Origin of the sequence: Fictibacillus barbaricus (assembly GCF_014635025.1) — a bacterium.
Lineage (GTDB): Bacteria > Bacillota > Bacilli > Bacillales > Fictibacillaceae > Fictibacillus > Fictibacillus barbaricus.
The window spans coordinates 377311-390169 of sequence record NZ_BMCE01000001.1 but is presented as its reverse complement, the minus strand read 5'-3'; the positions used below and the strand labels follow the sequence as shown (position 1 = coordinate 390169).

Annotated in this window: 11 protein-coding genes; 4 read left to right on the top strand and 7 right to left on the bottom strand. The window is 37.6% G+C overall.

Annotated elements, in window-relative coordinates:
* Positions 1-290: 290 nt before the first annotated feature.
* Together IEV52_RS01975 and IEV52_RS01970 are read right to left on the bottom strand one after the other, a co-directional pair.
* Positions 291-1562 carry an alpha/beta hydrolase gene (locus IEV52_RS01975; protein WP_188400852.1) on the bottom strand — a complete coding sequence of 424 codons (1272 nt, stop codon included), beginning with the start codon at positions 1560-1562 and terminating at the stop codon, positions 291-293.
* Between the two features lie 694 nt (positions 1563-2256).
* Positions 2257-3519, bottom strand: a complete 1263-nt coding sequence (locus IEV52_RS01970) for an O-antigen ligase family protein (RefSeq protein ID WP_188400851.1) — start codon at positions 3517-3519, stop codon at positions 2257-2259.
* A 381-nt stretch (positions 3520-3900) separates the two neighbouring features.
* Between IEV52_RS01970 and IEV52_RS01965 the strand changes: the two genes are divergently transcribed.
* Complete coding sequence (locus IEV52_RS01965; protein WP_188400850.1) at positions 3901-4272, top strand: hypothetical protein; 372 nt, start codon at positions 3901-3903, stop codon at positions 4270-4272.
* Positions 4273-4321: 49 nt separating this feature from the next.
* Here the strand turns inward: IEV52_RS01965 and galE are convergent, their stop codons facing one another.
* Both galE and IEV52_RS01955 read right to left on the bottom strand, forming a co-directional pair.
* Positions 4322-5335, bottom strand: a complete 1014-nt coding sequence (gene galE / locus IEV52_RS01960; protein WP_188400849.1) for a UDP-glucose 4-epimerase GalE — start codon at positions 5333-5335, stop codon at positions 4322-4324.
* Between the two features lie 163 nt (positions 5336-5498).
* Positions 5499-7694 (bottom strand): outer membrane protein assembly factor BamB family protein, encoded by a 2196-nt coding sequence (locus tag IEV52_RS01955; protein ID WP_188400848.1) that lies wholly within the window; start codon positions 7692-7694, stop codon positions 5499-5501.
* Positions 7695-7913: 219 nt separating this feature from the next.
* On the opposite strand from IEV52_RS01955, the gene IEV52_RS01950 reads away from it, so the two are divergent.
* The 3 genes from IEV52_RS01950 (at position 7914) to IEV52_RS22720 (ending at position 9191) form a co-directional block, all read left to right on the top strand.
* Entirely contained in the window at positions 7914-8354 is a 441-nt protein-coding gene (locus IEV52_RS01950) for a DMT family transporter (protein WP_188400847.1), read from the top strand.
* Between the two features lie 495 nt (positions 8355-8849).
* Positions 8850-9086, top strand: a complete 237-nt coding sequence (locus tag IEV52_RS01945; RefSeq protein ID WP_188400846.1) for a helix-turn-helix transcriptional regulator — start codon at positions 8850-8852, stop codon at positions 9084-9086.
* A 12-nt stretch (positions 9087-9098) separates the two neighbouring features.
* Positions 9099-9191 (top strand): helix-turn-helix transcriptional regulator, encoded by a 93-nt coding sequence (locus IEV52_RS22720; protein WP_188402211.1) that lies wholly within the window; start codon positions 9099-9101, stop codon positions 9189-9191.
* A gap of 226 nt (positions 9192-9417) precedes the next feature.
* On the opposite strand, the gene IEV52_RS01935 is transcribed toward IEV52_RS22720, so the two are convergent.
* The 3 genes from IEV52_RS01935 to rfbB all read right to left on the bottom strand — a co-directional run bounded on the left by IEV52_RS01935 (position 9418) and on the right by rfbB (position 12848).
* Complete coding sequence (locus IEV52_RS01935) at positions 9418-10869, bottom strand: O-antigen ligase family protein (protein ID WP_188400845.1); 1452 nt, start codon at positions 10867-10869, stop codon at positions 9418-9420.
* A gap of 106 nt (positions 10870-10975) precedes the next feature.
* Entirely contained in the window at positions 10976-11863 is an 888-nt protein-coding gene (gene rfbD / locus IEV52_RS01930) for a dTDP-4-dehydrorhamnose reductase (protein ID WP_229754157.1), read from the bottom strand.
* Positions 11829-12848: a dTDP-glucose 4,6-dehydratase gene (gene rfbB / locus IEV52_RS01925; protein WP_188400843.1), complete on the bottom strand. Its 1020-nt coding sequence runs from the start codon at positions 12846-12848 to the stop codon at positions 11829-11831. Before rfbB ends, rfbD begins: the two co-directional genes overlap by 35 nt.
* Positions 12849-12859 lie beyond the last annotated feature (11 nt).

Below are 12859 nucleotides of genomic sequence, written 5' to 3'. Positions count from 1 at the left end.
AGAATATTTTGTATTTTTATGATATAGGAAAATGCTAGGCTCGTATAGATGGTCAGTCATCATCCTAGATTAAACCACATTTACATGGTGGTGGGCGAAAGCAAGGGCATAGTGGGCGTAATGGAATGGAAATTGGGCATATCTTTGTCGAATACGGGTGAAAATCACTGCAAACTGGGCGAAAACCTCCTATTCCTGGGCGAACGCGTAACAGATATAAGAATACGTACCGTAAAAACAGGGTAAAAAAAAGATGACCCCGGAACAAAAACAGGATCATCATCAGCAGTTTATTTTTTTTGCTTGATGCTAACAGAAAGCGTATTTTCAGCAGATGTTAATTCTAAATGAAGTCTGCCCTTTTCATCCGCAGTGCTTTTCATCACTTTCGTTCCGCCAGCACCCTTCACTTTCACTTGGTAGTGTCCATTAGGCGTAAACCATGGTGCTGTTTGTATCTTTGCCTTCCCTGAACCAGTGAGGTCGAATCCTTTCGTTGAAACATTGGAAAGCTTGGCAAACTCCATTTCCTCTCTTTCAAATTCTACCTGCCAGTCGTAGATGGAAAAGGCTTGTTCAGCAGATTTATAAGAAAACGGAACAGGTGCTTTTGGCGGGTTATTAAAGATTCGCATGAATCTTGGAAGGGTCTGATGCAAGTCCCGCTGCCAGTATCCCCACGTATGAGAGCCAGGTCCGTAGCTGTCCCAAATGTGTGGAATGTTTAGTTCTTCCAATCGATCATGAAAACTCGTTGACATCCTATAACATGTCCTTTCAACAGGAGAATCCATCCCACCGTCCAACGGCCCGCCCGCTTCACCATTCCCTGTGTGAATCGCAAGGTCTACTCCCTCCAGATTCTCAGCCAGATCCCACGGGTTATGGCTTCTCCAGATGATCTCCTTCGTTTCCCGCTCACCCCAAACAGTACCGGGTGGAACTTTCTCCTGATTTTGAAAAATCGTCTTCTCTAAAAAGTCAGGATCCAAATTGGTATCAAGTACACCAGAGAACGATGCAGCTGCGACAAAAAGGTCAGGATGACGCGCTGCATAAGACATCGTTCCAAAGCCTCCCATGGATAGCCCTGCAACTGCCCGTCCTTCTCTGCTTCCTTTCGCCCGATATTGCTGCTCGACCCATGGAATCAGTTCATTGATATGATACTTCTCCCACTCTGGAGGTCCATAGGCTCCCTGGTTGTACCAATCCGAGTAACTGGCCCCTCTTCCCGCATCCGGCATCACAACGATCAGAGGAAGATCTTCCGTTACTTGTTCAATATCCGTACGGGCTGTCCATGCTTTATAGTCTCCGCAGCATCCATGAAGCAAGTAGAGAACAGGGTAGGTTTCATTGGAATCCTCATATCCTTTAGGCAGCAAGATCCGCAGCGAGGTCTGTTTTCCAAGAGCCGGGCTGTCCAGAACGATATCGTGAAGTCTCTCGCTTAGCGGAGTGTCAGAAACCAGTTTAACTTTTGCTTCAACCGGTCCACCTGAATAAAGACCGATAATGAACAGGGTCACCAGCATACTTTTGATCAGTCTACGGTACATGGCATGTTCCCCTCTCTTTCTTAAATTATCTTATTTAAGTATAAGGTTACATAGCCAATGCTTGATTTACAATAAGAAAAAGTGCTCGACACTAAAGGTATAAATTGGGTATTTTTTATGATATATGATTGGAATTCATGATAACTATCAACGTTTTCCTGATATCCTGTATCCCTGCAGAAAATCCAAAATAAAAAACCCCGGAAACACCGAGGTCCTACAACAAACGTTTTATAAGGTTCAACCAGCCGAAGATCGATAACCAAAGTGGAATGCAAAAAAGAAGTGCCCAGAATAAGCCGATAAAAAAATCTCCTTCTCTTTCCATATCCAGCTCTCCCAACTATTAATAGATTTTCATTTCTAATAGTCAGTCTTAACAAGATTGCTAGAGAACATACACATTGGTTTTCTAAAAGAATCTCTTCAGCAAAAGGATGGCTACAATCACCAAAATCCAAATAGGAATGGATAATAGAAGACCCCACAAACACCCTTTTGCAAATGAAGGCTTTTCATTCATAAGATGACACCTCTACCTCTATGTGTTGAAGCATGTGATTCTATAACACTTCGCCTTAACAGCATTTCTTTTATCCATAGCGTCTATACTACACAAAAAAGGAGGCTTGTTTCAATATATTCGATGTTTGTCAAAAAAATAACCCTTCTCATGTAGAGAAGGGCACATTTTCTATAGATATTCTTTGTTTTTGGTTGGTTTGACAGAAAGATCCAAGTTCCACTTTCTCACGTAACTCAAAATACGCGGATGTACGAGTGAAAGCCGTGCCGTGTATTTCTCCCAGGATGCGAGTAAGATGATCGCAATCATGGCTACCTGCGGCGAATACAATACATAATCAAAAACACCAGTTAACAAAATGATAGGCAATGATAGCAAGTATGTGTCTAGGTGTACTTTATTCGTTCGTTTAGAGAGATAGAGCGACAGCATCTTATAGACATGAATAGAAATGACAATGAGCAGCGCAACGCCACCAAGAGAACCATATTCCGTGAATATTCCAAGAACCATGTTATGCGCATGCGGTATATTATCGTGATATAAATGAAGATACTCTCTATAAAAGCCGACCGGTGTGGTTCCAAATAATGAGTTTTCCTGCCATAAGTGAAAAGATCTTTCCCATATCACTTTTCGCATATCGGCAGATGCAAAAAGTCTCGCTTTTCTCGGCATCCACTCGAAGATAAAGTGAATATTGATGGCCAACATAAAAACAAGAAACATCGCATATAAACGATTCCACCTAAAAATAAAAAGAGTAAAGATGATGATTAGAATTCCGAAACCTGCCTTTGACCCTGTTAAGTAGATCGCGTGCACCAACATACAAGCTACAGCTGTATATAGGGCTAACCTAGAATAAGAAGCACTTCTTATACTCTTTAAACATTCTCCCAGTAGAAAAGTCAGTCCGAACAATAAAAGCGCCACAGATAAGTTTGGATTGTACGCAGCACCCATCAGCCTTTCATAATTTTGCTGGATCTCTGTTTGTCCCACAAGTGCTGTTCCTGTCAGGTAGCTGACAAACATGTTCTTCATCAAGAAATCCTGAATAGGATAGAGTGCATAAAAGTAAACGCCACCCCAGATCGTGATCCATTTAAGAGAGGAAAATGTTTTTTGAACGCCACTACTTTTCATTTTCAAATACAAACCTATATAGGAAAGGAGTAGAGCAGATATCAGAAAATAAGAATACTCCTGGTTTAATAAAGCAGCTCCAATGGATGAAATAAACAAACAACCTAGTAAGAATAGTCCAGGTGTAATTGTGATTCGTTTCCCTTCTTGCCAAACAAACTGCAGATGACGACACCCCGAAATTAATAAGAGCAGAATGCCTACTGGCGGGAGTACGAAACAAAGAAACATGCCTATTTCGAAAAAATACTTATTGAAAAAACTGTAAGTAGATTTAGTCATATTCAACCTCTTCATTGTATAAGTTAATTTCAAAATCACGCATTAACTCATCATACTTGAAAAAAGAGGGATATATCTCACTTTTACAGAAACCAAACGATTTCTTAACGTTAGTTAAAACAAAAAACCCTATCACGCACAAATGCGTAACAAGGGTTTAACATTGTTCTTGATTTTGACGGTATTTCACTTTCTTCATAAACGCATCTACTCTCTTTTTCAGATGGATCTCCCTAAAGGCTTTAGCTCTTTTAATCGCTTCTTTCAACTCGTAATATTCAAGGAGGAATTAATTCACCTAAAAGTACTTCCTCCTCATCGTGTTCCATTATAATCGACATTATTACATAATATATTTTGTATGATTTGAGGTGATGTGACGTGAACTGCTTTCCAGATGAACTTGATTTTGAAGCATTGTTTTGTGTGGAACCCACACGATTAGATAAAGACTGCCCATTTTATTATGATGAATCAACTTTTCGATTTGAAAATCAAACGGAATCGTTTTTCGTAAAAATGACTCCAAGTTACGGGGAGTTCTTATTAGAGGTAAAAAGTAAAACCAGCAACGAACTCCTAGCGTACCAATCATTTAAAACCGTTGATAAATTAGAAATCGTAACGGATACAGCAGACGCTGCCAAGATTCTTCTTACGATGGAGAAAGACAGGGATCTTTACATGACAACGGTAGAAATTACGTTTAAGCCTAGATTTTGTTTTATTATGAAGGAGCATTTTGTTGGTTAACTAACAAAAAAATAGAAAGGAGAGAATCCTCTGATTCTCTCCTTTCTATTTACGCTTTATAACCGTTCTTGTTCTTCTGCTGCCAGTTCCATGAATCACGCAGCATGTCTTCTAATCCTTTTTCTGCAACCCATCCAAGTTCTTCTCTTGCTTTTGTCGGATCTGCGTAACTTACTGCAATATCTCCAGGGCGGCGATCGATCACTTCATATGGAATGTCAACACCATTTACTTTTTCGAACGTGTGAATCATATCCATTACGCTATAGCCTTTACCTGTACCAAGGTTATACGCGTCAACACCTGGGTTCGTTAGTACTTTATCGAGTGCTTTCAAGTGTCCGCTCGCGAGATCTTCCACATGAATATAATCGCGTACGCCTGTCCCATCTTCTGTATCGTAATCGTTACCAAAAACTCGAAGTTTATCAAGCTTACCTACCGCAACTTGCGTGATATATGGCGTTAAGTTGTTCGGAATATCACTTGGATCTTCCCCGATCAATCCGCTCTCGTGCGCTCCAACTGGGTTGAAGTAACGAAGAAGGGCAATGCTCCATTCATCGTCAGATACGTGCAGATCTCTAAATATTTGTTCAAGCATCAACTTCGTCCAACCATACGGGTTTGTTGCGCCAAGTGGTGTATCTTCTGTAAGAGGAACTGTTTCTGCAGTTCCGTATACAGTAGCAGATGAACTGAATACGATCTTCTTCACATTATGTTCTTTCATCACTTCACATAACACAAGTGTGCTCGTGATGTTGTTATGGTAATAGTAAAGAGGCTTCGCAACAGACTCTCCAACTGCTTTCAGTCCAGCAAAGTGGATAACAGCTTCAATGCTGTTTTCCGAAAAGACTTCTTGAACCTTTTCTTTGTCTAAAAGATCAATGTTGTAGCATTTGATCTCTTTACCCGTAATCGTATGTAGTCGGTTCAATACTTCTGGGTCACTATTTAAAAAATTATCAACGATGACAACATCAAATCCTGATTCTATCAATTGAACAACGGTGTGACTACCGATATAACCTGCCCCACCTGTAACTAGGATAGCCATTGATATACCCTCCAATTTGTCTCTTAAATACGTCTATTATAGCTCTTTTAAATTTATCACATTACGCCTAGTATACAAAATGATTCTATAAAAAAAGGATGACCTTGGAACAATTCCAAAGTCATCGCTTTAAGGATTAAAGTATTTTTAAACATCTGTTTAATTAAAGCGACGGAGTTACCGCATACGAACTCTCCATATTTAGCGATCGAATATTGCCATCTTGAGCAGCTTGGATAATTTTATCTTCTATAATTACAGGAGTTGAGTACGCATAGCTTGCAGCAAAGTGGTATCGATCCACCACTTCACCTGTTGTCATCTTTAAGGCTGTAAGCAAGCCGTTTACCCCTGTCACATACACCAGCTCACCATGTTGAATAGGAGAAGCATTAAATATGCGTTGGTCAGTAACTGTCTTCCAATATCGTTTACCTGAATACGGATTGATTTTTGACACACCACCCCATTCATCGGCTAAAATGGCAAATGTTTCTTTGTCCTGCTGTACGAGTAAAGGAGCTGAATACAGGTAACCCCCTGCATATTGCCATAAAACGGCTCCTGTTATCCGATTTAGAGCAAAAGTGTGCGTAACGTTAGATACAAAAACGATTGGCGGTTGCCCTGGCTGATCTGGCAAAACAGCAGCATGTGTAGCCCAAGCGCTGTAGATTAATGTTCGATATGGATTTTCCTTCTCAACTAACTTCTTTTTCCACTTTATGATCCCTGTCTGTTGATTTATAGCGTAGATAAAACCATCACCCGCACCAAAATACACCGTTTCATGATCAGCTGAAGGCTGTCCGGCTGTAAATCCACCGATCTTAACTTGCCAAGAAATTTCCCCTGTTAACCTTTTGATAGAGAGCATATTACTTCCTGACGGCACAAAAAGTAAATCCTCTTTTATGAATAGAGAACCAAGGACAGGCTCCGGACATTGAGAGATCCATAGTACTTTTCCTGTTACTCCATCCAATGCGTAGACCTTTTTATCACCAGAACCTACATAGACAAAATGGTCCTTAACCTGTGGTGTACCTACGATTGGTCCATTTGTTTGATACGCCCAGACTTGCTTTTGGGTTTTAGGATGAATGGCTGTTACTAGCCCGGAAGTAGTTGCAGAAATGACGATCTCATCATTAATCGCTGCTAAACCACCTTGAATGGGTGCCTTACTTTCCCAGACTGTTCTATCCTTATTTTCCATGTTTTTATCTGGAATTTTCACTTTTATAAAAGAATCCCACCAGCTTTGTTTATAGTTCAATACACGTACTTGAAGCAGGTACTCTCCAGGAGGACGGTTCACATCTAAATGGGCTTCCCAGTGATTTGAATATGTATCTGTGGAATTCATTTCCTGCCATAGCCCTTCATCTTTTCCGGCATAGCGGGAATCCGGCCAAAATTGAAACTGAAGGGTACTCGCACGATGATGAGGATGGAGCTTCACCTCCAATTTTTCTTCCTTAACCTTAATGGACAAAGGTTGTTCTGTAACCGCCGGGCGAGGACCGGTTAAAGGTACTTGAACCAAAGGCTTCGTTAGCAAGGCCCCATTTTCTACAGAAGCACTAAGAATTTCGAGCACACTCTCTCCTTGAGCATTCTGCCGTTTCTTAATCATCTGGAAAAACGGTCCGCTTTTTGCTGCAGCTAGACTGAATAGATGAAGCCCGTTTTGTTTCCACACTTTCTCTTGATGGACATGCCCTGTAAAGACGGCTCTCACATTATACCGCTCGATAGCCTCAAGCAGCTCTCCTTGGTTGATGATATAGTAATTGTTATCCCCTATCGGATAATGAAGATACATAACGATCGGAGTCGACTTCCCGACCCGGCTTAAATCTTTTTTTAGCCAATCGAGCTGGCTTTTGGTAAAGTATCCTGGTTCTTGCAACAATTGGGTAGGGTCTAAAGCAATAAAGTGGATGCCTCCAAAATCAAACGAATACTGAGATCGGCCAATATGCTTCTCAAACAGATCACCAGCGTATTCATCCCAACGAACTTCGTGGTTTCCTTTTGTTCCGAAAAGCTTGTCTTGATAGTAAGGTGGAACAATACTAGCAAATTCAGCGTATTCAGCAGGCAATCCGGCTTCTACAAGATCTCCGACATGCAAAACAAATTCAGGAGGCGTTTCTTCAGCTAGCATGGCAATAAAAATATCCTTCAGCCACTGACTCCGCTTAGGCTCATAGGGAGCTGTATGCGTATCAGCTAAGATCGCGAAAGAAAATTCTTTATCCGCAGCGTTTACCTTTGATGAAAGCGGAAGGCCGCTTAGTAGATACATACCTGCAGTTGCACCTGTTAGTTTTAAAAAGTCACTGCGCTTCATGGGTTTTTGCAAGGATTCAAAATGGGACAAGTCTTTTTCCCCTCTCTCTTTCAAATTGCTTTAGTTTATAAACTAATTGTAGATAAGAATTGTGAAAGAGGAGTAAATGGTTTGTGAAGAAATTATATGGATAAAAAAAGATGGCCTCTGAACAATTAGCTGGTTAAAATGGAATGGGATTTGATATGGTATTTATTACAATAAAGAAGAGGTGTCGAAATGATAATAGTTCTGATTTTATTTGCACTAATAGCAGGCATGGCACTGCCAACACAGTTCAGTATTAATGCACAGTTAAGAAGTTTAGTAGGTTCTCCTATTCTGGCATCTACGATTTCCTTTATCGTGGGGTCTATAGCACTATTAATTATGACATTCTTTAATCAAGGGATAAAATTTAATAAGAATTGGGTAGAGGCACCTTGGTGGATTTGGACAGGTGGATTGTTAGGGGCTTTTTATGTAGTAGCCACTATTATCTTAATACCCAGAATTGGTGCAGCATCAACAGTAGCTTTCATACTAACCGGACAAATCATAGCTTCCGTACTCATCGATCATTTCGGACTTCTAGGAGTGCACATTCAGCCAGTGAATCTTTATAAATTCATAGGCGTTTCTTTAATTATCTTCGGTGTGATCTTTGTTCAGAAACATTAAAGGTTACTATCAAGAAAGACTCCACTTTTTCATGCACTGATTTATAAAGTATATATACTTTATTTCATGGAAAAGAGGATCATTGATGTCTGAAATATGGAGAATCCAATCGATTTAAATTAAGCAGCATTCCTATTGGGATCATATCGAACAATTTCTTTTGTCTGAAGACACATATCCTTTTTACAGTATTTTTCGCATTATAAATGGAGCATTTGACTATAAAGTATTGGGCAAAGTGGCCAAGCCGAGTTTGGTGGACATTATCCTATGCCCACCACATATTCCATTAAAAGAAAAGCCATTACACCGCTGCAGTTTCACTTTTTTAAGTTCTCTTATAAAGGGTTACAGGAAAATGGGAAAATTAAGTTTGAGGGATAAAGAACGCTTGATGTCTACCTATGAGCGGTTAAAAGATATAGCATTCGACGAAAGCAGTCACAGCAACAAGTGGAGGCTCATTTAGTAAGTGACTAATTTCAGACCTACAGCATGGAGAACCATTTAGTGATGATTGAGGATGAACCAATTTATGACTCGATCATCAGTCAAGCGCTACATCATATGCATGAACACGCTTTTTCTGGTATGAGTATGAAGGATCTATCTTCTGGAATGAACTTGAGTTCCGTGCAGTTTACGAGGAGATTTAAGGAGAGTTTAGCGGTTTCGCCGTTGGATTACTTAACTTCTCTCAGGTTAAGAAGAGCAAGGACGCTCTTAATGTAGACGGATTATACTATTGAGGACATTGCAGTAAGGTGTGGATATAACAATGGATTTTATTTCAGCAGGATTTTCAAAAAAAATGAAAATGAGCCCTTCCCAGTTTAGGAGGACTCATAAAATTTAAAAATCTCAGAAGTACAACGGTCTTTAGGACACACCGTTTTGAGGCAGCTTTCAGTTTTCTAGGGTAATGTACTGGTATGCTATCCTGTATAGTGGTGTATTTTCTACCTTTAGATTTTTGTCAGTTAATAAAAACCCTCTGTTAAACAATTGAACAACTCCCTGTGTTTTATTCAACAACATATTTTAAACAGTATTATTTAAACATCTATAAACCTTCTAACCTTGAGTCAAGTCTATTAGTAATGTTTTCTTCATTTGTTAGATTAGTTACCCCAATTCCCATAAACAGGAGTACTATGCTTGAAATAGGATAAGTATCTAATGCTGAGCCAACTAATCCATTGATGAAGAAAACAACCATTACTGCGAAACAACATGCATATACCTTTTTAATCAATGTTGTTTCTTTATTCAACACTTTCTTAAGAAACAACAAGGATATTCCAATAAAAAGAGAAGCAAACATTGCTAACCCAATAACACCTGTTTCCATTAATATTTTTAGAAAAACATTATGACTTGTCACATGGTATTGAAAGTCATATACAGTATTTAGTGTATCTCCTGAAGAACCTGTACCATAAGCGAGTAAAGGATTTTTAGCTACAAGATTTAATATACTTTCCCATCCCTGAGATCTTCCTTCAAAACGACTATCATTATCTATATTAGATATTGTACCAATCATCCTTAAAATTTGGTTATTAGAACTCAGTAAAAAATAAGTATTAGAAACAATCAAGTAATAAACAGCAATAAGACTTCCAGTAATAATTGGTAACAAAATCAAAATACTTTTAATCTTCATTTGGATTAATTTATAAGCAATAATCGCTCCAACCAATGCTACTAAATTTGTTCTTGTTAATGAGCTATTGCATGCTAAAAACGAAACGAAGAAAAATAAAAGGAAAATTAATTGATATCTTTTTTTATTAACTACTTCCATGAGGAACAAATTAATAACCGCTAATATAGCACTAAACATTCCAAAATGAAAAGGTCCAGAAAAAACGGAAGTAGCACGTGTCTCTCCGAATAATGTACCCGTCCACGTATCAGCACTATTTACAAATAGATATAACCTGTCAATTTCAGATATGAATATGGACTGCTTTATTCCATATAACAAAAGCGGTAAAGTTAATATGGAAAATTTTATTAAAAATTCTTTTACCTTTCTAGCTTCCTTAAATTTAAATATACCAATATAAAAAAGCATAAATGCAAATGAAGTTTTTCTAAATCCTTGTAAGCCAGCTTCAAATGAAGGAATATTTGGATTGAAAATTTCAAAAAAAGAAACAAATAAAAACCCAGAAGCAATAATTATCCATTTAAACTGTTCATTTTTTATTCCTACGGTAACACAATATTTCAAAATCACAGTTAATACTAATAAATCTACTAATGAAGATACAATTTGATACATCCCAAGTGGCTTTAAAATATTTACATAAAGTAGTAAGCCGATTATCACTAGTGCTGTATTAGGAGATGGCTTAATTTTTATAATAAAATATAATCCAATAGGAGCAAGAATTATCCCTAAGGTATATTTACCTAAATATAGTACTAATATACCTAAAGCTACAGCAGCTAAAAATGATAAATATACTTCCTTTTTGATATGAATATTACGGAATAGATTTTCCATTATTTCCACCTTTATTTATAAGAAATAAAATTCACCATGAATAATAGTGAAAATATTTCTGTGTACAATTAATACAAAGCCCTTATCATCTTTAAGACTGATGTTTTTATTTGTAAATATTATGATTTTCTACAAAATCCTTTAAAGCAGTCTTCCAATGTCTCATTTCAGAGAAACCATTTAATCTAAGCGACATATGATCGAAAACTGAATAGGCCGGCCTTTTTGCAGGCCGCGGAAATTGATCTGTTGTTACAGGTTTTAATTCTATATTTATATTAACTAATCTAAAAATCTCCTCGGCAAATTCATACCATGAACAGCTACCAGAGTTTGAAACGTGGTAAGTACCATAGTTTTCTGTACTCATTATTTCTATTATTTTATTAGATAAATCCACAGTAAAAGTCGGGCAACCAATTTGGTCATAAACTACAGATAATTCATCTTTTTCTTTACCAAGCTTTAGCATAGTTTTAACAAAATTATTTCCATTTTCCCCGTAAACCCACGATGTCCTGACTATAAAGAATTTAGAATGTAGGTCCCTTACAAACTCCTCTCCAGCTAGTTTACTTTTACCGTAAATACCTAAAGGCGATGTAGACTGGAATTCATTATAAGGTTCCTTTCCTTGTCCGTTAAATACATAATCGGTACTAATGTATACTAGTTTTGCCCCATGTTTCTCGGCTTCAATAGAAATATTACGTGTCCCTATCGCATTGATTAGATATGTATTATCTTGTTCTAACTCTGCTAAATCCACTTTTGTATGTGCCCCGGCGTGAATTACAATATTAGGTTTTACTTCCTCAAAAATTTCCTGAACATTCTCTAATTTAGTTATGTCTAGCTCTTTTCGAGAATATCCATAAACAATATAGTTACATTTATTAAGTAGAGAAACAAGGTCAGTTCCTAACTGACCTTTAGCTCCAGTAATTAATATCTTATCTCTAGACATAGGACTTTTCTCCATATTGTTTTTCATAATAGGATTGATAAGTTCCTTCTTTAATATTTTTCCACCACTCTTGATTATCAAGATACCATTGAATAGTTTCGACAATGCCCGTTTCAAATGTATATTTTGATTTCCAACCTAATTCTGTTGTTAACTTAGTTGGATCAATTGCATACCTTCGATCATGCCCTAATCGGTCTTCAACATATTTAATAAGTTTTTTAGGCGCACCTAATTCCTCAACAATCAAATGTACAATTTCATTATTCGTACGTTCGTTATGTCCACCAACATTATAAACTTCCCCTGGTTTACCATTATGAATAACTAAATCAAGTGCTGCACAATGGTCTTTTACATGTAACCAGTCACGAATATTTTTACCATCACCGTAAATAGGCAGCTCTTTGCCTTCTAACGCGTTAGTCACCATAAGAGGAATTAGTTTCTCAGGAAAATGGTATGGTCCATAGTTATTTGAACAACGTGTAATATTTACATTCATTCCAAACGTTTCATAATAAGAACGTACTAACATGTCCCCTCCTGCCTTGCTTGCAGAATAAGGACTGTTAGGGGCTAAGGGTGTTTCTTCTGTAAAATATCCTGTTTCTCCTAAAGAACCATAAACTTCATCAGTAGATACCTGTACATATTTTGTTATTTTATTTGCCTTTGCTACGTCTAACAATGCTTGTGTTCCTAGTACATTACTTTTTACAAATATATTAGGATCTGTAATACTTCGATCTACATGAGATTCAGCAGCAAAATTTACAACTACATCTATAGAGTGAAGCTTTATTAAATAATCAACTAACTCACGGTTGTTAATATCCCCTTTTACAAACGTATAGTTAGGATGACTTTCAATATCTTTTAAGTTTTCTAGATTCCCGGCATAAGTAAGTAAATCATAATTTACTATATAGTAGTTAGGATATGTTTCAATCATATGGCGAACAAAATTACTGCCAATAAAGCCCGCTCCACCTGTTACTAAGATATTCATATTTTCGATCA

What these genes read in the sequence shown, in the direction of transcription:
- IEV52_RS01975 (WP_188400852.1), bottom strand. Translation starts at nt 1,562, where the DNA reads ATGTACCGTAGACTGATCAAAAGTATGCTGGTGACCCTGTTCATTATC.
- IEV52_RS01970 (WP_188400851.1), bottom strand. Translation starts at nt 3,519, where the DNA reads ATGACTAAATCTACTTACAGTTTTTTCAATAAGTATTTTTTCGAAATA.
- galE (WP_188400849.1), bottom strand. Translation starts at nt 5,335, where the DNA reads ATGGCTATCCTAGTTACAGGTGGGGCAGGTTATATCGGTAGTCACACC.
- IEV52_RS01955 (WP_188400848.1), bottom strand. Translation starts at nt 7,694, where the DNA reads ATGAAGCGCAGTGACTTTTTAAAACTAACAGGTGCAACTGCAGGTATG.
- IEV52_RS01950 (WP_188400847.1), top strand. Translation starts at nt 7,914, where the DNA reads ATGATAATAGTTCTGATTTTATTTGCACTAATAGCAGGCATGGCACTG.
- IEV52_RS01945 (WP_188400846.1), top strand. Translation starts at nt 8,850, where the DNA reads ATGGAGAACCATTTAGTGATGATTGAGGATGAACCAATTTATGACTCG.
- IEV52_RS01935 (WP_188400845.1), bottom strand. Translation starts at nt 10,869, where the DNA reads ATGGAAAATCTATTCCGTAATATTCATATCAAAAAGGAAGTATATTTA.
- rfbD (WP_229754157.1), bottom strand. Translation starts at nt 11,863, where the DNA reads ATGAAAAACAATATGGAGAAAAGTCCTATGTCTAGAGATAAGATATTA.
- rfbB (WP_188400843.1), bottom strand. Translation starts at nt 12,848, where the DNA reads ATGAATATCTTAGTAACAGGTGGAGCGGGCTTTATTGGCAGTAATTTT.